Origin of the sequence: Paracerasibacillus soli, from assembly GCF_042432965.1 — a bacterium.
GTDB classification, from domain to species: Bacteria; Bacillota; Bacilli; order Bacillales; family Amphibacillaceae; genus Paracerasibacillus; species Paracerasibacillus soli.
This window is the reverse complement of the sequence record NZ_JBHLWL010000010.1, coordinates 127,393-148,645: the sequence shown is the minus strand read 5'-3', so window position 1 is coordinate 148,645 and position 21,253 is coordinate 127,393. Positions and strand designations below refer to the sequence as shown.

The following is a 21,253-nucleotide window of genomic DNA, read 5'->3' as shown; positions in this document are numbered from 1 at the left end:
TTATATGCAATTTTTAAGAAAGAAAAGATTATTTATTTTATTAATAGGTGTGATTTTATTTGTCACCCTTATTGGTTTTTCATTAAAGGATCGTAAAGAATTATCGCTACCGGAAAGGTTTATTAATGATACGGTTGGTTGGGTTCAATCTGTCATACATAAACCTATTAAATATGTGGCAGATTTCTTTTATAACATTGATGATATGCGTAACACTTATGATGAAAATCAAATACTGAAGGAAAAACTTGCAGAATATAAAAGTTTAATTTATGAAGCACAAGAATTAAAAAAAGATAATGATGAATTACAAAAGATAATAGACAAAACAGACTCTATTCGTGATTATAATCCGATTCAGGCGACGGTAATTGCCCGATCGCCCGAAAGATGGATTGATCAGGTAACCATCAATAAAGGTAAAAAAAATGGTGTGAAACCTAATATGGCTGTTATTACTGCTGAAGGTATGATTGGGAAAATACAAAGTACGAGTGATTTTACGTCTACTGTGCAGTTGTTAACGGGTTTTGATCAGTTTAATCGTATATCAGCTACAATACCTAGAGAAGATGCCAAAGACACTTTTGGCCTTATTGAGGAATATGACAAAAAGACGCACTCCTTACTTTTTCGAATTATCGAGGAATCTGATAAGGAATTAAAAAAAGGTGATATGGTTTTTTCTTCAGGACTAGGTGGGGTCTTTCCGTCAGGTCTGCCCATCGGAACTGTAAAAGATGTTATACCTGATCAATATAGTCTGACAAAAACAGCATTAGTAGAGCCTGCTGCAAATATGTATGAAATGAATCATGTCATAGTAGTAGCGCGTACTTTACCAAACCCTGATGAAGATACGAGTGGGGAGGATAAAAAGTGAAGCGCCTATATATAACGCTTATTTTATTCCTCTTATTAATTCTAGAAGGAGTAGCACTAGAAATATTACCTAATAAATGGTTAATCGGATCGTTCTTAATTGTGCCGCATTGGGTACTTGTTTGGTTGATTATCATTGCACTTTTTTACGACAAGCAAGAAACGCATCATGCTGTCGTATTTGCGGCCATTTTTGGCTTTTTAATAGATACGGTATATACAGGTATATTAGGTGTATATATGTTTACCTATGCCGTTACAATTTATTTAATTCATGGCGTATCGCGCTTTTTGCAGGTTAATTTCTTTTCCACCATGTTATTTGTTATTTTAGGTGTAGCGATAGTGGATATCTCAATTGAGTCCATTTATTATGTGATGGGGATTATACAAATATCTTGGCAAGATTATGTGGTACACCGTTTGTTTCCGACAATTGTTGCAAACCTTCTTTTCCTTTTTCTCTTTTATCCATTGGTGATGAAGCGAATAAAAAGATGGAGTAATGAAAAGTACAATCGTGGTCCTACTATGTAAGTAAACATAAAAAATGATGGCGTGTAAGTGATGAGGTGAACGTATGGTACTCGAAAAAAGTCAGTTAATCACGATAAAAGGAACAAGAGATGGATTAACGATGATGGTAGACGATAGCTGTTCTTTTTCTGAAGTATTAGAAGAACTACGCGAAAAGATTGAATTAAATCCTCAGGATGAGAGTCCTGTAGTTCCAGTTCGTATAGAACTTGGCAATCGTTATCTTATAGATGATCAAAGAGATCAGTTAAAAGAAATTATAGAACGAGGTAACCAGTTTTCTGTACAGACCTTTCATACTAATGTTGTGCATAGAGATGAAGCACAATCTTGGTTGGAAGAAAGTGAAATGAAAGTATTTACTAGAATGGTAAGGTCTGGACAAGTACTGGAGGCTACAGGAGACATTTTGTTAATTGGAGATGTAAATCCTGGTGGTATGATTATGACTACTGGTAACATTTATATAATGGGCGGCTTATATGGTATTGCACATGCCGGTGTAGACGGGAATCACGATGCCGTCATAGCCGCATCCTACATGAAACCAACGCAACTTCGAATTGCTAACTACATTAGTCGTGCACCTGATTATGAATCAGATGGTATTTATATGGAATGCGGTTATATTGATCAAAATGATGATAAAATTACGATTGAAAGATTACAAACACTTGCACGAAAAAGAAGTAGCTTAAGTGGATTTGAAAGGAGAATGCTAAATGGGTGAGGCAATAGTCATTACATCTGGGAAAGGCGGTGTTGGAAAAACAACGACATCGGCGAATATTGGAACTGCTTTAGCGCTTATGGATCAAAAGGTATGTTTAATTGATACAGATATTGGACTTCGTAATCTAGATGTTGTGATGGGGCTTGAAAACCGTATTATTTACGACATTGTAGATGTTATTGAAGAACGATGTAAATTAAAGCAAGCGCTAGTGAAGGATAAACGTTTTGATTATTTATCTCTATTACCAGCGGCACAAACTAGTGATAAATCCGCTGTAACAACTGAAGGAATGAAAAAAATTATTACGGAATTAAAGACAGAATATGATTATATTATTATTGATTGCCCTGCTGGTATCGAACAAGGATTTCGTAATGCTATTGCAGGAGCTGATCGTGCGATTGTTGTAACGACCCCGGAAAAGTCAAGTGTACGGGATGCTGATAGAATAATAGGTTTGTTAGAAAAGGAAGAAATGGAAGCTCCAAGCCTAATTATTAATCGAATACGAAATCATATGATGAAAAATGGAGACATGCTAGATATTGATGAAATCATGCAAGTTTTATCGATAGATCTAATTGGTATTGTCATTGATGATGATGAAGTAATAAAAGCAGCGAATAATGGCGAGCCAGTTGCTCTACAATCTAAACCCAAGTCAGCTATTGCTTATCGAAATATTGCGCGTAGAATTCTTGGAGAAAATGTGCCATTACAATCTTTAGAAACGGAAACCGGTATATTTAGAAAAGTAAAATCGTTTTTTGGCCTAAGATCATAAATTTGGGGAACAAGATGAACTGATGTATGTCATGTCATCTTGTTTTTTTTGTATGCTTTCATATAAAGATAGCTTGCATCGTATTTAAATCATTATTTTATTCAAAGCAGTACCTTTTGAATGGATTAATAATGAAGTTCAATCATATCTTGAAACTATTTATCATACGATATACAAAGACTTGTACTATAGATGATAAAAGGAATGAGAGAGCAGATGAATAAGGGGATTGAACAAGTTCGAAAATCAATTTCGAAAAGAAAAGAACAAAAACGTGAAACATTAGGCAAACGAAACGTTACTACAAAGGCAATCATGCCAAGTATCCCCCAAGAAGAGGAACGGCATGGTTATTATCCAATGATGCCTGCAAATGTGGATGAAAACTTGCAAAGTAAGCATATGAACATATCGGGTTTTGTTCTAAAAGGAGTTTTAGCAGTTATCTTATTTTTGATTACAGCATTTATATGGCAAACAGACTCTAGTAAATTTAATAAAATAAAAAACTGGACAAGTTATGCCTTAGAGGAAGATTTCCCCTTTGCAAAAGTTAATCATTGGTATCAAGAAACTTTTGGTGACCCGCTTGCCTTGTCACCACCATTTATGAAGGAAAATGAAAATGTGGATATTGCACTACCTGTTAATGGAGATATTGCACAAAGTTTCCAGGCAAATGGAAAGGGTATTCTTATTTCAACGGACGAATTAACAAATGTTACAGCATTACATGAAGGTGTTGTAGTTTTTGCCGGTAAAAAGAAAGATACGAAGAATACAGTAATCGTACAACACGTCGATGGGAGTAAATCAACCTATGGATATTTAAGTGAAATTGATGTGCACCTTTACCAAGCCGTTCAAGTAAATCATAAACTAGGTGAATTTTCACCAACTGACGAAGAAGAAATGGTCTACTTTTCAATTGAAAAAAATAACGAGTATATTGATCCTATACAGGTGATTAAAGTTGATGACAATCCGTGATTTTTTTGCGCCCTTTTATATACACCCTATTGTTTTTATATTTATATTTATTTCATTTGTGACCGGTACCTTTATCCAATTGTTCATCATTTTAGTAATCGTAATGGTTCATGAAATGGGTCATTATATAGCGGCGAAGATATATAATTGGCGTATTAATCGTGTCATGTTATGGATATTTGGGGGTGTAATGGAAACCGAAGAACATGGGAATAGACCTTTATACGAAGATCTTATTGTAACGATTGCCGGACCGTTCCAACATATTTTCATATATATATTTGGTTTATTCATGTCTACATTTGGATTTCTACCAGAAATAATCGTAGAGCAGCTAATGTTTTTTAATACAGTCATCCTATTGTTTAATTTGCTCCCTATTTGGCCATTAGATGGTGGAAAGCTATTATTTTATATTTTGGCTTTTTATATGCCATTTCGCAAGGCCCATCACTGGACAATTATTTTATCTCTTTGTCTTTGCCTAGGTGTAATGATAGTGCAATTATTTATTCTTCCATTTACACTTGCGACATTTTTAATTTTTGCTTTTCTAATCATGGAGAATCGCCTAGAATGGAAACGAAGAACATACGTTTTTATGCGGTTTTTAATGAAGCGAAGTGAGGGGAACTCAGAAGTTAGATCGATGCGCCCCATTGTTGTCCATCATACGCAATCTTTACAAGAAGTTTTATATTTATTGCAGCGAGATAAAAAGCATTCCATTTATGTTACATTTCCGAATCGAGAGCGACTAATCGTGGATGAAGCGGAATGTTTACGGGGCTTTTTCTATGAAAAAAAGTATAAAAAAACTATTGGTGATATTGCGATGGGTTCTTTATAATAGTATTGTGTAAAAATATTATTCATAAGAAGCTATCTTCATAATGAAACCAAAAGATGTACTTGACAGAAAACGTGAAAACATGGTAAGATATTAACGTTATTTGTAGCACCAGTGCTACAACCGCACAGAAAAGGTTTTTAAATCTATTTAGATACCTTAATGGCGAGTCTTAGTTAATTAGGGAGGTGCAATATCCATGTATGCAATTATTGAAACAGGCGGTAAACAAATTAAAGTAGCAGAAGGACAAGAAATTTATATTGAAAAACTTTCTGCTAATCCTGAGGAAACAGTAACTTTTGATAAAGTATTGTTTGTTGGCGGCGAAGATGTAAAAGTAGGTGCTCCATATGTTGAAGGTGCTACTGTTACAGCTAAAGTTGAAAAACAAGGACGTCAAAAGAAAATTACAGTTTTCAAATATAAGCCTAAGAAGAACTACAGCCGTAAACAAGGCCATCGTCAGCCTTATACAAAATTGGTTGTAGAAAAAATTAGTCTATAAGTACGTGTTTAAAAGAGGAAATCATTACTTCCTCTATGAGAAAGCGACTTCTGTATGGAGTAAAAGGAATATAATATGATTCAAGTTACGATATACAAAAAGGATAATTTTATAGAAGCATTTGAACTCTCTGGTCATGCTGATAGTGGTCCTTATGGTTATGACCTTGTTTGTGCAGGCGTTTCTGCCGTTTCATTTGGGACGGTGAATGCTGTTATCGCATTATGTGAAATAGACCTAGAAATCAAGCAAGGGACAGATGGTGGGTATTTATATGTTAAAGTACCGTATACGTTGCATCATGATCAAAAGGAAAAAGCAGACACATTACTAGCGGGTATGCTTATTGCGTTACAAACAATTGAACGGGACTATGCCCAGTTTATAAACGTAAAAGTAAAAGAAGGAGGTGCCGGACATGCTACGTCTTGATTTACAGTTTTTTGCATCAAAAAAAGGTGTTGGTAGTACTAGAAACGGTCGTGATTCAGAAGCGAAACGTTTAGGTGCTAAACGTGCTGATGGTCAATTTGTAACAGGTGGTTCTATTTTATATCGCCAACGTGGTACTAAAATTTACCCAGGTGAAAATGTAGGTCGCGGTGGTGACGATACATTATTTGCGAAAGTGGACGGTGTTGTAAAATTTGAACGCTTTGGCCGTGATCGTAAAAAAGTTAGTGTATACCCATTAGCGTTAGAAGCGTAATTATCATACGTGATGTTATATACATTTATACAGAAAGCCTAACCGTATCAATGGTTAGGTTTTTTTATTTCTGTTATACTTTTCTTCAGAAGTGGGAGGGGAGTAGATTGGATTCAAATGATGTTCTACGCTTAGTTCAAGGCTTTCGGCATGATTTGATGAATCAATTACAAATCATGCAAGGATACGCTACCATGGGGCAATCAGAAAAGGTACAGCAAAAGATTGATAATCTTGTTCAAATGTACATAGAAGAAAGAAAGTTATTTCAACTAAATACCCCAAGTTTTACGCTATGGTTGATGCAGCTAAATTGGCATCAAAACATTCGAATGGAGTATGTCATTGACCTATATCAAAAAAATCTTTTGCATTATGACCAATTGCTGTTGACACGCTTCCAACAATTGGTGAAAGCAATAGAGGAATTTGGGGATACTACTGAACTATATACAGGAAAAATATTAATGGAAGGTTCGAAAGATGATCAAGTAAAGGTTTCCATATGTGTGGTGGGAAATTTAAAGGACTATACATCTTTCCAATCTGTTTTGCAACAAAGCGGTTGGGAGAGTACGAAAATAAATAAATATTATTTTTATATCCCTTAATGAGGTGAAAGAATGTTTGTAGATCAAGTTAGAGTATATGTGAAGGCTGGCGATGGCGGGAATGGTATGGTTGCCTACCGGCGTGAAAAATATGAACCACTCGGTGGACCAGCTGGAGGTGACGGCGGAGACGGTGGAGATGTCATTTTTAAAGTAGATGAAGGATTAAATACTTTAATGGATTTTCGTTATAATCGGCATTTCAAGGCAAAACGTGGCGAAAATGGGATGAGTAAAAGTATGCACGGAAAAAATTCATCACCTTTAATTGTCCCAGTACCACCTGGCACAACTGTATTTGATGAAGATGCGGATGATCTGTTAATAGCTGATTTAACTGAGCATGGCCAGGAAGCGGTAATAGCAAGAGGTGGTAGAGGTGGTCGAGGAAATATTCGCTTTGCAACATCCAAAAACCCTGCACCTGATTTTGCAGAAAATGGTGAGCCGGGGATAGAAAGAAATATTCGTGTAGAGTTAAAAGTCATTGCAGATGTTGGTTTAGTTGGCTTTCCAAGTGTAGGGAAATCTACTTTACTGTCGGTTGTAAGTGCTGCAAAACCGAAAATTGCTGATTATCATTTTACGACACTAGCACCTAATTTGGGTGTAGTTGAGACTGGTGATCATCGGAGTTTTGTAATGGCGGATTTACCTGGATTAATTGAAGGTGCGCATGAAGGAGTCGGTTTAGGACATCAGTTCTTGCGCCATGTTGAAAGGACACGAATTATTTTACATGTGATAGATATGGCGGGAACAGAAGGTAGAGAACCGTACGAAGATTATACGAAAATAAATGTAGAGTTAAAAGCTTATGACCAAGACATATTAGACCGGCCACAAATTATAGTAGCGAATAAAATGGATATGCCAGAAGCGGAAGAAAACCTTAAAGTATTTAAACAAAAATTAAATCATGATATCCCTATTTATTCCATTTCAGCAGTAACGCGTGATGGCTTACGCGCATTGCTATTCGCCATTGCTGACTTATTGGACAAGACACCAAAACGTAAAGTAGAAATTAAACAGGAAGATAGTGTTGTCTACAAGTTTGTAGAAGAGGCAGAACCATTCATCATCAACCGTGATTCAGAAGGAACATTTATTTTATCAGGTGAAAAATTAGAGAAGTTATTTAAAATGACAGACATTACACGTGATGAAGCTGTACAAAGATTTGCTAGACAATTACGAGGAATGGGCGTAGATGAAGCATTACGTAAACGTGGTGCGAAAGATGGCGATACTGTTCGAATACTTGATTTTGAGTTTGAATTTGTGGAATGAATTGAAATATAGACCTTTCATGACGAAAATGTTCCTTTATGAAGGACGTTTTTGATATAAAAATGAGGGGTCTTTTTCTTTTGTAATGAATTCATGAAATAATGGTTCAACTTTTAATGTGCAGTCGCATATGTTGATATAGAGTGATTAGCCCATACAAGAGAGATGGAAAGGAGATTAGATGACGTTGAGAATTCATATCGTACAAAAAGGCGATACATTGTGGGATATTGCAAAAAAATATGGTGTTGATTTTGAAGAGTTAAAAAGCATGAATACACAAATATCGAGTCCTGATATGATTATGCCTGGTATGAAAATTAAGGTGCCGGGTACCGCAAAACATGTAAAGAAAGAAACACAGAAGAAAGAACAAGTAAAGACACCATATAAAGAGGTTCCTATTCATCCGCAACCAGTAATTCAACCTGATGATCATAAAAAGAAAAAAGAAGTGCAAATTGAATCGCCTTCTTTGCAAATGCCAAAACCACCAGCACCAGAATTACCACCAATACAACAAGTACCTGAAACACCAGTGATACCACAAATGCCATTACAACCTATTATGCAAATGCCAATTATGGAGCAGGAAATGAAAAATTATACGACGATTAATTTTCCGGAAATACCTATTCATCATCACCCAAAAGAGGAAAAGGTTGAAAAAAAGCCAGTGAAAAAGAAGGAGAAACCAAAGAAAGAGCAAAAGCCTGTTGCACAGCCAGCACCAGCACCGGTACCAATGCCATATACACCAATGCCTATGCTACCGCAAATGCCATTTTGCTGTTTAATGATGCATCCTTGTCAACACCAATGGTCTGTACCGGTCCCGATGCCATGTGAAGCCCCAATGCCATTGATGGATCCGATGCATTTTGCACCATTTCATAAGTGGCAAGGGCAACCGATGCCAGTACCAATGCAAGGAGGAGGCGACTGTGGTTGTGGAGAAGCAAATGTTGGAGTCGTAAATCATCCAACTTCATTGCCACATTCCCATTCCCATGGCAGTCTTATGCAGCAACCACCAGAACAATCACAAATGCACACATATCCTCCGCAATCTCAATTCCAAACAAATTTCTATCCAACACCGCCAGGGTTTTCTCCATATCGCAAAGACGATGAAGAAGAGAAAAATGAAAATGAATAATCATTTAAGAAGAGACGACAAGCCTAATGATCGTCTCTTTTCTTTTTCTAGATATAAGTATTTCGTATGCTTTTCACTTAAAAAGTAAAGTATATATTTAACAAACCTTTTGGTGGCTTGTGAAAGTAAATTCAATGAGGAAATGATATAAGCATATATTTTAAAAATTATATTCATTACATGGTAAATTTACTTAAAATAGTTTTCTTCTCCATTTACGTAAGGTAAAATAAACATGAAGAAAAGTGGAGAATCTTATTCAAATTGAGCTTAGGATGAAAAGTTCTCCTTGAGCAGTCAAGATATACATAGGCTTCAAATCTTTTTGCTTTAAATTTACTACTTTTTATATGTATGATGTAAGATGTGCTACGACAAATTCAAGTAATAGTAAGTTACTTAGATAATAATATGCAAGTCAAGATGAATAGCAATCGAAATTTCATTTATTATATAGATTGCTGTACGAGAGTGAAGCTATTAGTAAAAGGAGCGTTTGCAAATGGAAAAACAAGTAGATAAAATTGTACATTGGTTGCAAACTAAAGTAAAAGAATCAGGAACTAAAGGTTTAGTTGTAGGCGTTAGTGGAGGACTGGATTCTGCAGTTGTAGCATTTTTAATTAAACGTGCATTTCCAAACAATTCCATAGGGGTTATTATGCCGATAAACAGTAATCCTGTTGATATTCAACACGCAAAAGAAGTGACACGAACGTCTAAAATGACGGAAAAAATTGTTGATTTAACGGAAGCCCATCATCTGATGTTCCATACGATACAGAAAGCAATCGGAACAGCAGATGTTATTAAAGAACATGAACGAATGGCGGATGCTAATTTAAGAGCTCGATTAAGGATGAGTACTCTTTATACAGTCGCGACAAATTATAATTATTTGGTTGTGGGTACAGACAATGCTGCAGAATGGCATACTGGTTACTTTACAAAATTTGGTGATGGTGGTGTAGACCTATTGCCTATCATCGATTTAACAAAAGGTGAGGTACGTGAAATGGCAGCTTATCTTGGGGTGCCACATGAAGTAATTGAAAAGAAACCGAGTGCAGATTTATGGGAAGGACAAACGGATGAGGCGGAAATGGGAACAACATATGATGTGATTGATGCTTATTTACAAGGAAAACAAATTCCAGAGCAAGACAAAGCGATAATTGAAAACATGCATAAAAGAACTGAACATAAAAGACATACACCTGCACAGTGTCATTTAAAAGAAGATTAAACGGAATTTTTACCATGTCTAAAAAGACCTTCCTAATCCAAACTATGGATAAGGGAGGTTATTATTATGCGTAAATGGATGTGGATGGTTGTTGTAAGTATGCTTTTGATTGGGTGTTCTGATCAAAAAAAGCCAGAAGCTGAGCAAGATGTAAAAAGAACACAGCCAGTACGATATGAGACGAAGAAAGAACAAGATATGCGCAGTCAAAATAATCATACAGAACGTCAAGAGTTTACTGAAGGAGATTATCAATTTAGTCGAAGTGATCAAAAACGTGGCTTCACAGACGCCTTTACAAACGAGGAATCAAAAAAAATACAAGATCATTTACAAGGGATGAAAGATATAAAGCAAGCACAAGTAGCGTCAACCGATGATAAAATTGTCATTGGTGTTTTATTAAGATATCGACACCAACAAGATCATGACATAGCGAAAAGAATAAGCGATGAAGTTCAAAAATTAAACCCCCATAATAAAAACGTTATTGTTTATACGGATGATACGCACTGGGATAGGATGAGAAATATACAGTCCAAACATCGCGCTAATCCAAATATGAATATAAACGACATGTTAGATAAATTTAAAGATGAAAAGTAAATATTACTTGCAACTTTATATCTCAAAAAAATTTTGATATAGTAAAGTAGGAAATTTTTTGAGAGGAGAATGTCCAATGGCTGGTCATTCCAAGTGGAAAAATATACAAAGAAGAAAAAACGCACAAGATGCAAAACGTGGTAAAATCTTCATGAGGCATGCTAAAAATATTTATATAGCTGCCAAACAAGGGGGAGGAGACCTTGATACGAATGCCGCACTTCGGGCAGTGGTAGATAAAGCGAAGGCAGATAATATGCCAAATGATAATATTGAACGGGCGATTAAAAAGGCAACCGGTATGTTAGACGGTGCAAGCTACGAAGAGGTTACGTACGAAGGGTATGGCCCTGGTGGTGTAGCTGTTATTGTTCAAGTTTTGACGGATAATCGTAACCGTACAGCTGCAGAAGTAAGGCATGCATTTAAGAAAAATGGTGGAAACTTAGGTGAAACGGGTAGTGTTTCGTTTATGTTTGACCGCAAAGGATATATTTTGATTGTGAATGAAGATGAAAAAATAGATGAAGATGATATCACATTAGAGGCAATAGAGGCAGGTGCCGATGATATTGTTACAGAAGATGGGGCATATGAAATATATACAACACCTTCCAACTTTGACGAGGTTTGCCTCTATTTACAAAATAAAGGCTATGAATTAGAAGAAGCGGAAGTAACATTAATTCCTCAAAATTACAATGACGTTTCCTCAGATGATGCAGAAAAGTTGAATCATTTAATTGAAATGCTTGAAGATGATGAAGATGTTCAAGATATTTATCATAATATGAATAGTGCAGAATAAGTGTTATTTTCGACTGTCGAATTAAAACTTCCATTAAATTAAAAATGGAAGTTTTAATTTGTCCTTAGTGCTCACCACTATACATGTTTTAGTCAGCACATTGTACGGAAATTGAAGAGTTGTGATAGAATAGAAATTAGGACTGTAAAGGGAGAAGAAGAGATGATTGCGTATATTGAAGGGGACTTAATGTCAATTTTAGATGAGTCGATTATCGTGGACGTACAAGGAATCGGCTATGAAATATTTTGTCCAAATCCATTTATTTTTTCTAATTATGAAAAACAGCGACTTAAGGTATTTACATATATGCATGTTCGAGAGGATTTACAAGTTTTATATGGATTTAAAAATGAAGATGAGAAGTATTTATTTATGAAACTTATTTCTGTCTCGGGAATAGGTCCTAAAAGTGCACTTGCAATGATGGGTTCTGTAAATATACCTGATTTTGTCGCTGCTATTGAACGCGAAGATGATAAATTTTTAACTAGTTTTCCTGGAATTGGAAAGAAAACATCACGACAAATTATTTTAGATTTAAAAGGAAAATTAATATCACTATTATCTACAAATGAGCAAACGGTTGAGCAACAAGAAAGCCAATCTCATCATGCTGAGAATATCCGTGAGACACAAGAAGCATTAAAAGCACTTGGTTACAAAGACAATGAAATTAAACGAGTTTTACCGATATTACAAAAAGAAGAAAATGAACATACGGATGTATTAATTCGTAAAGCACTGGCATTACTTACAAAATAGTTGGGAGGTGTAAACTGGTATGGAAGAACGAATGGTAACAGGTGATCAATGTGATGAAGATGCCATTGTTGAGCTAAGTTTACGTCCAACGACTTTAAGTCAATATATTGGACAACATAAGGTAAAGGAGAACTTAAAAATTTTTATAGAAGCTGCTAAAATGCGGCATGAACCTTTAGATCACGTGTTATTATACGGACCTCCAGGGTTAGGTAAAACGACATTAGCAGCAATTATTGCCAATGAGATGGGCGTGCAGTTTAGAACAACGTCTGGTCCATCTATTGAAAGAGCAGGTGATTTAGCTGCAATATTATCATCGCTAGAACCAGGCGATGTCCTTTTTATTGATGAAGTACACCGATTACCGCGGTCTGTTGAAGAAGTGTTATATCCAGCTATGGAAGATTTCTTTATTGATATTGTCATAGGGCAAGGTCCTAGTGCCAGGTCTGTAAGAATCGATCTTCCACCATTTACATTAGTAGGTGCAACAACGAGAGCAGGTTTACTTACAGCACCCTTACGAGATCGTTTTGGCGTTCTTAGTCGTTTAGAGTATTATGAACCGAAAGACTTATGTGCCATTGTTGAACGAACAGCGGAAATCTTTCATACATCGATAACAAAGGAAGCAGCGATGGAAATTGCTCGACGTTCGAGAGGAACACCAAGAATTGCTAATCGCTTATTAAAACGAATTCGTGATATTTCCCAAGTAAAAGGGGAAGACAAAATTAGTTTAGACATGACAAGTTTGGCTCTAAGTATGCTGCAGGTAGATGAAGTTGGACTGGACCATATTGACCATAAATTTTTAAAAGGGATTATTGAAAACTTTAATGGTGGTCCAGTAGGTTTAGATACAATTGCTGCAACGATAGGAGAAGAACCACAAACAATAGAAGATGTATATGAACCATATTTGTTACAAATTGGGTTTATTCAGCGGACGCCTAGGGGAAGAATAGTAACACATAAAGCATTCGAACATTTTGGATTGAAAGCGAATGAATAAAAATGAATGTAGGGAAACTATTTATTATACTTGGCATTGTCTTTTTAATTGTCGGGGTAATTTGGACATTTATTGGCAAACTTCCAGGAGATATAACCTTTAAAAAAGGGAATGTTACGTTTTATTTTCCAATCATGACATCTATTATTATTAGTATTATTTTGTCTCTAATCTTTTTTGTTTTAGGCAAATTTAGATGAGAAAATGCAAGGAGATTTTAATATGAAAGTTGAAGATTTTGATTTTGATTTACCGGAAGAATTGATTGCACAAACACCTTTACAAGACCGGACGGCATCCCGTTTACTCGTGCTTCATCGTGATACAAAAGAAGTGGAACATGAACATTTTCGTGATATCACAAACTATTTACGAAAAGGAGATTGTCTTGTATTAAACGATACACGTGTATTACCTGCGCGCTTATATGGTGTAAAAGAAGATACAGGTGCAAAAATTGAAGTGTTGCTATTACATCAAATAGAGGGTGATCGTTGGGAAGTTCTCGTGAAACCCGCTAAACGTGTAAAAGTAGGGACAACGTTAAAATTTGGCGATGGAAAATTAACAGCAACTTGTTCAGAAGTTCAAGAACACGGGGGAAGAATATTAGAGTTTTCCTATAACGGGATATTTTATGAAGTATTGGACGAGCTTGGTGAAATGCCGTTACCGCCATATATTAAAGAACAGTTACCAGAAAAAGAGCGTTATCAAACCGTTTATGCGAAGGAACAAGGTTCAGCGGCGGCTCCAACAGCAGGGCTTCATTTCACAACAGAGCTTTTAGAAGAAATTAAAGCAATGGGTGTAACAATTGCATTTATTACATTACATGTTGGCTTAGGTACGTTTCGTCCGGTAAGTGTTGAATCTATTGATGACCATAAGATGCATTCGGAGTTTTATCGGATAACAAAAGAGACAGCCGACACATTAAACCAAGTAAGAGAAAACGGTGGGAGAATTATCTCGGTTGGGACCACTTCAACAAGAACATTAGAAACGATTATAAGAGATTATGGTACATTTCAAGAAGCAAGTGGTTGGACGGATATCTTTATTTATCCACCTTATGAGGTAAAAGCAATCGATGGTTTAATTACGAACTTTCATTTGCCAAAATCTACTCTCATTATGCTTATAAGCGCAATTGCTGGAAAGGAAGCGGTTTTATCTGCTTATCACGAGGCGGTTCAAGAGCGTTATCGATTTTTTAGTTTTGGAGATGCCATGCTCATTATATAGGAGATATACGCACATCTAGGGAAAAGGAAAGGGATTATATGCAACCTATTAAATATGAACTAATCAAAACATGTAAACAAACAGGTGCAAGACTAGGAAGGGTAACAACACCGCATGGTTCATTTGAAACACCAATCTTTATGCCGGTAGGAACGTTAGCTACAGTTAAAACAATGAGTCCAGAAGATTTACATGATATGAATGCAAAAATAATATTAAGCAACACATATCACCTTTGGTTACGACCTGGCGAAGAAATTATTCGTGAAGCGGGCGGACTGCATAAATTTATGAATTGGGATGGTGCAATCTTAACCGATTCAGGTGGTTTCCAAGTATTTAGTTTAAGTGATATGCGTGAAATTGAAGAAGAAGGTGTGCATTTTAGGAATCACTTAAGTGGTGAAAAGTTATTCCTTACACCTGAAAAAGCAATGCACATTCAAAATGCACTCAGTTCTGACATCATGATGGCATTTGATGAATGTCCACCTTATCCTGCTTCATATGAATATATGAAGAACTCTGTTGAACGCACTTCACGTTGGGCAGAACGTTGTTTACAGGCTCATGAAAGAAAAGATGTACAAGGATTGTTTGGGATTGTGCAGGGTGGTGAATATGAAGATTTACGTAAACAAAGTGCAGCAGATCTAACTTCACTAGATTTTCCAGGCTATGCAGTTGGGGGCTTGTCTGTAGGTGAGCCAAAAGAAGTAATGAATCGTGTACTAGATTTTACTACTCCACATTTACCGACTAATAAGCCACGATATTTGATGGGAGTCGGTTCACCGGATTCACTAATTGATGGTGCAATCCGAGGTATTGATATGTTTGACTGCGTGCTACCAACTAGAATAGCGCGTAATGGGACATGCATGACTTCTGAAGGTAGATTAGTTATTCGAAACGCTAAATATGCGCGTGACTTCCGTCCTATTGATGAGCATTGTGATTGTTATGCTTGTAAAAATTACTCGCGTGCATACATTAGACACTTAATGAAATGTAACGAAACATTCGGATTTAGACTTACTACTTATCATAACTTATATTTTCTGTTAAAATTAATGGAGCAAGTACGAGAAGCTATTAAAGAAGATCGACTTGGCGATTTTAGAGAAGCATTCTTTGAGCAATATGGTTTTAATAAACCGAATGCGAAAAATTTTTAAGAAAGGAGTGTATATGAATGGATCCACAATTATTTAGTCCGATTATTATGTTAGTGTTAATGGTCGTTATTTTTTATTTCTTGCTAATCCGTCCGCAACAAAAGCGTCAAAAGCAAGTACGTACAATGCAAGATAATTTGAAAAAAGGCGATGCTATTGTAACAATTGGTGGATTTCACGGTATTATTCACGCAATGGATGAAAACACAATTGTTATTCAAGGTGACGACGGTACAAAACTTACATATGACCGTGCAGCTATCCGTGAAGTGAAATCTGAGTAGATGAAATGAATAGGATGTCCAATATTGGACATCCTATTTTTTGATTTAAGTTTATTTGGTATAAGTAGCTTTTTTAACCATTATTTTGGAGCAACGGTATTTACACCTATAACCCCACCAATTAATGCAGCTAAAATATAACCTGTATGATGAAGCGTCTGTTCGATTGAAAAACCGTGTTTGTATCCTAAGTATTGAACTAAAAATGTAAGGACAGTAAATCCTAACCCAGTAAACATACCTATCATCCAACCCTTTGATTTTCCTTTCATTCCAGCAATAAGTCCTCCGAAGAATAATGCGATGAATCCGACACTTAATGTAACCCAGGAAAGTGTAGGATCATTAAACGTAGTAAATCTAAGTAACAAAGCTAAAACAGTACTTGCACAAAGGATAAGTCCGAAAATTACAATCCAACCATACATTAATCCGATAAATTGTTGTCGCAATTGATCCATCCCCTTTAATTAATCATGATAAAGAGTGTTCAAAATACATGGTGAAAAAGTGACATGATTATGTTTGTTTATGTGCTATTCTGTTTTGAACACATACTTATTGATAGCTTATTCATTCGTTTTAAAAAAAGACGTGCTATTCATAATAAAACTAAGTTCATTTTTTTATGAGGTTAACTTGTTGTGTCAAACTCACTTTAAACATTCTCGCAGCATAAAAAGTGAAAAATGCTGGATCTACTAGTAAAACCCCAAATTTTGCGGCATACAATCAATTGGGGAGTAGAAAACCTGATTGATTGAGTTTGACGTTATCGTATCCATTTTTGTAGAAATGGAATTTGTTGCAATTCTTCCTTTGAAATGAATCGAAGCAAAAATAAAAATAATAGGTATGCGATACATAATACAATTAAGCAAGCAATGAAAATAAGGAAATGTTCATTTGTTTGGGTAAACCACTGTTTGATAAATTTTGCGGTTAGCCATGTTAAAAGTATAAGAGCAGACATTTTTGTGAGATCTTTGATTGGAATGTAAAAACGAATCGCTTTTTGTAAAGTTGCAAGATGTAATAAAGTAACTAAAACAACACCAACAAGCATGGCGATGGCAACGCCCATGATGCCGAATTTAGGGCTTGAAGCTAATGTAAAGAGAACAATGAATTTAATCACATTACCTATTAAACTATTCCACATAGCAGGTTTTGCTAAATCGAGTGCTTGTAATGTTGCTTGTAAAGGTGATTGAATATAGAGTAAAATGAAAAATGGAGCCATAAGAATCAAAAACTGACTAGCGTTTGCTGTTCCGTACATATATGTTAATATTTGCTCGGAAAATAAAGAGAGAACAACTGTTGCGATTGCCCCAGAAGCAAAAGAAATACGAATTGCCTGGTGAATACGGTAATGAATAAGGCTTTTATTAGCAACTGCTTCTGCTTCTGAAATTGATGGAACAAGTGCAACGGAAAGAGATTGCGTTATAAAAGTTGGTAGAAATAATAACGGAAGTACATAACCAGTTAATTCACCATATTGTTTTGTTGCGAGTGTCGCAGATATACCAGCTATTGCTAAACTTTGGGCAACAATAATTGGCTCAAAAAAATGGGATAATGACCCAATCATACGGCTGCCTGTACTAGGTAAGGCAATGGAAAATAGTTCCTTTACTGTTGATTTACTAGACTTTAAATAGGTGAAAAATCGTGTTCGTAATTTGATTGTTTTTTTATGCTTAAATTGGTAAACCATATAAAGTAACGAAGTAAATTCGCCTAGGATGACACTGATCATTGCTCCAGCAGCAGCAAATTCAATTCCGTATGGTAAAAGGATTTTAACAAATAGAGCCACACATGTGATTCGTACAATTTGTTCAATTACTTGTGAATAACTTTGTGGTTTCATATTTTGCTTTCCTTGAAAGTAACCACGTAAAACGGAAGAGACAGCAATAATCGGTACAATCGGGCTAATGGCTAGTAAAGGATAAATCGTACGTTCATCAGTTAATAATGTTTTTGCGATGAAAGGTGCTCCAAAAATCATGACTACCGTAAAAAAAAGACTCGAAACAGTTGTAATGATTAATGATACGATGAGAATTCTTTTTACCTTTCCTTGATTATGTTGTGCTTCTGCCTCAGCAACGCGCTTTGATATTGCTACAGGGAGTCCCATTTGAGTTAATGCCATAATCAAAAATAAAGTTGGTAGAGCCATCATGTATAGACCTACACCTTCTTCACCCATTAATCTTGCGATGACTAGGCGATTGATAAAGCCGAGGAAGCGTGTAATCATACCAGCAAAAATTAATATCAATGTTCCTTGAAGAAAAGTTTGTTTCGACAATATGGTTAACCTGCCTTCTCAAAAAATAAAATTTCATATACAATGATATATATGCAATAGATGAGGCCAAGCATGACAAGTTTGGTAAAATATAATATGCTTGGAAACGGGGGGCTAGGCTTGGACGAAAAAAGGACAGTAAACGATTGGAAAAGTGAAATGAAAGTTATTCTGGAAAGTAAAACTACTGAATTCCATTTAATCGGTTATCCACGAGCAACACCCGAGGAAATTTGGAGTTGCTTAGTAAAGAAGGTGTGGAAAGGGAACCCTGAAAAAAGATTGTTTGAAATTGTACAAGATATTTTTCATTTGTCTACGACAACATATATGAGTTACATAACGGTGAATGCTTATCAAGCTGATGAAGATTTGGCATCTTCAATCGCAGCTCTTACTGGGTCAAATTTATAAAAGTGTGCAGTTGGAGTTAGAGGAGGAAATGGTATATGAAAAATAGAGGCAGAATCATTGCCTTTTTCCTAATCGTTTTAGTTTTTGCGGGAACGATTAGTGGCACGATAAAAGGTATCGTTAAAAATATTAATCTCGGTTTAGACTTACAAGGTGGATTCGAAATCCTTTATGAAGTTGAACCAGTAGATAAAGATCAAAAAATTACGCGTGACTTGTTGGAAGGTACAGTGCGTACCTTGAATGACCGGGTTAACCGTCTTGGTATTAGCGAATCTGTCATTGATATTGAAGGTGAAGATCGTATTAGGGTACAGTTGGCGGGAATTAAAGATCAACAGCAAGCTCGTGATATGCTAGCAACTTCAGCTAGATTATCATTTCGAGATGTGAATGATAACAAATTATTAGATGGAGCAGATGTGAAAGAGGGCAGTGCGAAACAAGACTTCCATCCTGATACACATCAGCCAATTGTAACATTGTCCTTAAAAAGTGCTTCAAAATTTGCAGATGTGACAACTAAAATTAAAAATATGGGAACGCCCAATAATCTATTGGTCATTTGGATGGATTATGATGAGGGGGATTCTTATCAGAAGGAAGCAACAAAAGCTGACCATAAATATGTTTCTGCACCTGCTGTAAGCCAAACATTGAATACGACAAACGTGATGATTGAAGGTCAGTTTACGGTAGATGAAGCAAAATATTTAGCGGATATTATAAATGCGGGATCTTTACCTGTAAACATGAAAGAAATGTACTCTACATCTGTTGGAGCACAGTTTGGTGAACAAGCTTTAAATAAAACGATTTTTGCAGGATTTGTGGGCATAGCACTTGTATATTTATTTATGTTGCTTGTTTATCGTTTTCCAGGTGCTATTGCAAGCATCAATTTAACGATTTATATCTTTTTGATTTTATTAGTCTTCCGTTTAATGCATGGTGTATTAACATTACCGGGTATTGCGGCATTAATTCTTGGTGTCGGAATGGCTGTTGATGCGAACGTTATTACATTTGAGCGGATTAAAGAAGAGATGAGGTCAGGAAAATCGCTGCGTTCTTCCTTTAAAGCTGGAACGAAAAATTCACTTTCCTCTATTATTGATGCCAACTTAACAACGTTATTAGCTGCTGGTATTTTATTTATATTCGGTACTAGTTCTGTTAAAGGGTTTGCGACAATGCTTATTGTTAGTATATTTGTCAGCTTTATCACAGCAGTATATGGTACAAGGCTTTTATTACAACTATGGATTAATAGCCCGTTCCTTAAGAAACGTCCAGGTTGGTTTGGTGTGAAAAAGGAATCAATACGCGATATTAAAGAAAAAGAACCGAAAGAAGCCAAGTTTCTTAATCGCAACATTGATGTTGTACAACATAAGTATAAATTTATCACAGCGTCATCCATTATGATTATTTTAGGGATTATCTCATTACTCATATTTAAGTTAAATCCTGGTATTGACTTTACGAGTGGTTCAAGAATTGAAGTGATGGCTAATGACGCTATTAACACGGAAGAAATTGAAAAAGACTTTGACACACTAGGTGTAAAGGCGAAATCAATCATTTTATCAGGCGATAATAATAATATTGCAGTATCTCGATTTGATACAGTTTTATCCGATGATAAGATCAAAGAAGTGAAACAGTATTTTCAGGATAAAATGGGTGTTGAGCCTAACGTTAGTGTCGTCTCTCCAATTGTTGGACAAGAACTTGTAAAAAATGCTTTATATGCAGTCGGTATTGCGATAATAGGAATGATTATTTATGTCACAATACGCTTTGAGTTTTTCTTTGGAATAACTGCGATTATTGCACTCGTGCATGATGCATTTTTCATGCTCGTATTCTTTAGTATTACGAGGATGGAGTTTGATGTCACGATTGTGGCTGCGATATTAACAATTGTCGGTTACTCAATCAATGATACGATTGTAACCTTTGACCGAATAAGAGAAAACTTACAGAAAGAAAATCGACAAATTAAGTCTGTTAAGGAATTAGCAAGAGTTGTTAATAATAGTTTACTTCAAACCTTTACAAGAAGTATTGCTACATCTCTTACGACGTTATTAGCAGTATTAGCGTTCATGATTTTAGGTGCACAGTCCATCCAACCATTTGCCTTTGCTTTAGCAATTGGATTGATTATGGGAACATATTCATCATTATTCCTCGCTAGTCAATTATGGCTAATTTGGAGAGGGAAGATGATCAAAAAGCGCCCGGTTGACTTCAGAAAGAAAAAAAGGGTTGAAGGACCTCAAGTTTAATACAAAA

Annotated in this window: 25 protein-coding genes and 1 other annotated feature; of the genes, 23 read left to right on the top strand and 2 right to left on the bottom strand. The window is 35.8% G+C overall.

Translation table 11 applies throughout. The annotated features are described in order from the left end of the window. The first annotated feature begins 4 nt into the window (after positions 1 to 4). The 21 genes from mreC (at position 5) to yajC (ending at position 16,212) form a co-directional block, all read left to right on the top strand. Positions 5 to 883, top strand: a complete 879-nt coding sequence (gene mreC / locus ACFFIS_RS03425; RefSeq protein WP_320379305.1) for a rod shape-determining protein MreC — start codon at positions 5 to 7, stop codon at positions 881 to 883. Continuing rightward, positions 880 to 1,419, top strand: a complete 540-nt coding sequence (gene mreD, locus ACFFIS_RS03420) for a rod shape-determining protein MreD (RefSeq protein ID WP_390186157.1) — start codon at positions 880 to 882, stop codon at positions 1,417 to 1,419. The genes mreC and mreD overlap by 4 nt, the downstream gene beginning before the upstream one ends. A gap of 43 nt (positions 1,420 to 1,462) precedes the next feature. Beyond that, positions 1,463 to 2,149, top strand: a complete 687-nt coding sequence (minC, locus tag ACFFIS_RS03415; protein ID WP_320379303.1) for a septum site-determining protein MinC — start codon at positions 1,463 to 1,465, stop codon at positions 2,147 to 2,149. Further along, on the top strand, positions 2,142 to 2,939 hold the full coding sequence (gene minD, locus ACFFIS_RS03410; RefSeq protein ID WP_320379302.1) for a septum site-determining protein MinD: 798 nt from the start codon (positions 2,142 to 2,144) through the stop codon (positions 2,937 to 2,939). Before minC ends, minD begins: the two co-directional genes overlap by 8 nt. Before the next feature lie 216 nt (positions 2,940 to 3,155). Next, a complete protein-coding gene (locus ACFFIS_RS03405) occupies positions 3,156 to 3,929 on the top strand; it encodes a peptidoglycan DD-metalloendopeptidase family protein (protein WP_390186155.1) in 774 nt (257 codons plus the stop codon). Beyond that, positions 3,916 to 4,779 (top strand): M50 family metallopeptidase, encoded by an 864-nt coding sequence (locus tag ACFFIS_RS03400; protein ID WP_320379300.1) that lies wholly within the window; start codon positions 3,916 to 3,918, stop codon positions 4,777 to 4,779. Before ACFFIS_RS03405 ends, ACFFIS_RS03400 begins: the two co-directional genes overlap by 14 nt. A 111-nt stretch (positions 4,780 to 4,890) precedes the next feature. Then, positions 4,891 to 4,962, top strand: a sequence feature (ribosomal protein L21 leader region). A gap of 16 nt (positions 4,963 to 4,978) precedes the next feature. Beyond that, positions 4,979 to 5,287: a 50S ribosomal protein L21 gene (gene rplU / locus ACFFIS_RS03395; RefSeq protein ID WP_320379299.1), complete on the top strand. Its 309-nt coding sequence runs from the start codon at positions 4,979 to 4,981 to the stop codon at positions 5,285 to 5,287. 75 nt (positions 5,288 to 5,362) lie between these two features. Further along, positions 5,363 to 5,719, top strand: coding sequence for a ribosomal-processing cysteine protease Prp (locus ACFFIS_RS03390; protein WP_390186154.1), 357 nt, complete (start codon positions 5,363 to 5,365; stop codon positions 5,717 to 5,719). Beyond that, complete coding sequence (gene rpmA, locus ACFFIS_RS03385; RefSeq protein ID WP_320379815.1) at positions 5,706 to 5,996, top strand: 50S ribosomal protein L27; 291 nt, start codon at positions 5,706 to 5,708, stop codon at positions 5,994 to 5,996. Before ACFFIS_RS03390 ends, rpmA begins: the two co-directional genes overlap by 14 nt. A gap of 107 nt (positions 5,997 to 6,103) precedes the next feature. Continuing rightward, complete coding sequence (locus ACFFIS_RS03380; protein ID WP_390186152.1) at positions 6,104 to 6,607, top strand: Spo0B domain-containing protein; 504 nt, start codon at positions 6,104 to 6,106, stop codon at positions 6,605 to 6,607. A gap of 12 nt (positions 6,608 to 6,619) precedes the next feature. After that, complete coding sequence (gene obgE / locus ACFFIS_RS03375; protein ID WP_390186150.1) at positions 6,620 to 7,900, top strand: GTPase ObgE; 1,281 nt, start codon at positions 6,620 to 6,622, stop codon at positions 7,898 to 7,900. A gap of 187 nt (positions 7,901 to 8,087) precedes the next feature. Further along, on the top strand, positions 8,088 to 9,059 hold the full coding sequence (gene safA, locus ACFFIS_RS03370) for a SafA/ExsA family spore coat assembly protein (RefSeq protein WP_390186148.1): 972 nt from the start codon (positions 8,088 to 8,090) through the stop codon (positions 9,057 to 9,059). A 502-nt stretch (positions 9,060 to 9,561) separates the two neighbouring features. Beyond that, positions 9,562 to 10,305: an NAD(+) synthase gene (gene nadE, locus ACFFIS_RS03365; protein WP_390186147.1), complete on the top strand. Its 744-nt coding sequence runs from the start codon at positions 9,562 to 9,564 to the stop codon at positions 10,303 to 10,305. A 66-nt stretch (positions 10,306 to 10,371) separates the two neighbouring features. Then, entirely contained in the window at positions 10,372 to 10,911 is a 540-nt protein-coding gene (locus tag ACFFIS_RS03360; RefSeq protein ID WP_390186145.1) for a YhcN/YlaJ family sporulation lipoprotein, read from the top strand. Positions 10,912 to 10,987: 76 nt separating this feature from the next. Further along, positions 10,988 to 11,719, top strand: coding sequence for a YebC/PmpR family DNA-binding transcriptional regulator (locus tag ACFFIS_RS03355; protein ID WP_390186143.1), 732 nt, complete (start codon positions 10,988 to 10,990; stop codon positions 11,717 to 11,719). Between the two features lie 162 nt (positions 11,720 to 11,881). Further along, positions 11,882 to 12,484 (top strand): Holliday junction branch migration protein RuvA, encoded by a 603-nt coding sequence (gene ruvA / locus ACFFIS_RS03350; protein WP_390186142.1) that lies wholly within the window; start codon positions 11,882 to 11,884, stop codon positions 12,482 to 12,484. Positions 12,485 to 12,503: 19 nt separating this feature from the next. Further along, complete coding sequence (gene ruvB, locus ACFFIS_RS03345) at positions 12,504 to 13,502, top strand: Holliday junction branch migration DNA helicase RuvB (RefSeq protein ID WP_320379293.1); 999 nt, start codon at positions 12,504 to 12,506, stop codon at positions 13,500 to 13,502. Between the two features lie 2 nt (positions 13,503 to 13,504). Beyond that, positions 13,505 to 13,702, top strand: coding sequence for a DUF2905 domain-containing protein (locus tag ACFFIS_RS03340; RefSeq protein ID WP_320379292.1), 198 nt, complete (start codon positions 13,505 to 13,507; stop codon positions 13,700 to 13,702). Positions 13,703 to 13,724: 22 nt separating this feature from the next. After that, positions 13,725 to 14,750 (top strand): tRNA preQ1(34) S-adenosylmethionine ribosyltransferase-isomerase QueA, encoded by a 1,026-nt coding sequence (gene queA / locus ACFFIS_RS03335; protein ID WP_320379291.1) that lies wholly within the window; start codon positions 13,725 to 13,727, stop codon positions 14,748 to 14,750. Between the two features lie 38 nt (positions 14,751 to 14,788). After that, positions 14,789 to 15,928 carry a tRNA guanosine(34) transglycosylase Tgt gene (tgt, locus tag ACFFIS_RS03330; protein ID WP_320379290.1) on the top strand — a complete coding sequence of 380 codons (1,140 nt, stop codon included), beginning with the start codon at positions 14,789 to 14,791 and terminating at the stop codon, positions 15,926 to 15,928. Between the two features lie 17 nt (positions 15,929 to 15,945). Next, positions 15,946 to 16,212, top strand: coding sequence for a preprotein translocase subunit YajC (gene yajC / locus ACFFIS_RS03325; RefSeq protein ID WP_320379289.1), 267 nt, complete (start codon positions 15,946 to 15,948; stop codon positions 16,210 to 16,212). Between the two features lie 80 nt (positions 16,213 to 16,292). On the opposite strand, the gene ACFFIS_RS03320 is transcribed toward yajC, so the two are convergent. Both ACFFIS_RS03320 and spoVB read right to left on the bottom strand, forming a co-directional pair. Then, complete coding sequence (locus ACFFIS_RS03320) at positions 16,293 to 16,664, bottom strand: TIGR04086 family membrane protein (protein WP_320379288.1); 372 nt, start codon at positions 16,662 to 16,664, stop codon at positions 16,293 to 16,295. A gap of 320 nt (positions 16,665 to 16,984) precedes the next feature. Then, positions 16,985 to 18,538: a stage V sporulation protein B gene (gene spoVB, locus ACFFIS_RS03315; protein WP_390186139.1), complete on the bottom strand. Its 1,554-nt coding sequence runs from the start codon at positions 18,536 to 18,538 to the stop codon at positions 16,985 to 16,987. A gap of 120 nt (positions 18,539 to 18,658) precedes the next feature. Between spoVB and ACFFIS_RS03310 the strand changes: the two genes are divergently transcribed. Together ACFFIS_RS03310 and secDF are read left to right on the top strand one after the other, a co-directional pair. After that, positions 18,659 to 18,952 carry a post-transcriptional regulator gene (locus ACFFIS_RS03310; protein ID WP_390186138.1) on the top strand — a complete coding sequence of 98 codons (294 nt, stop codon included), beginning with the start codon at positions 18,659 to 18,661 and terminating at the stop codon, positions 18,950 to 18,952. Between the two features lie 35 nt (positions 18,953 to 18,987). Beyond that, positions 18,988 to 21,246 carry a protein translocase subunit SecDF gene (gene secDF, locus ACFFIS_RS03305; RefSeq protein WP_390186137.1) on the top strand — a complete coding sequence of 753 codons (2,259 nt, stop codon included), beginning with the start codon at positions 18,988 to 18,990 and terminating at the stop codon, positions 21,244 to 21,246. The last annotated feature ends 7 nt before the right edge of the window (positions 21,247 to 21,253 follow it).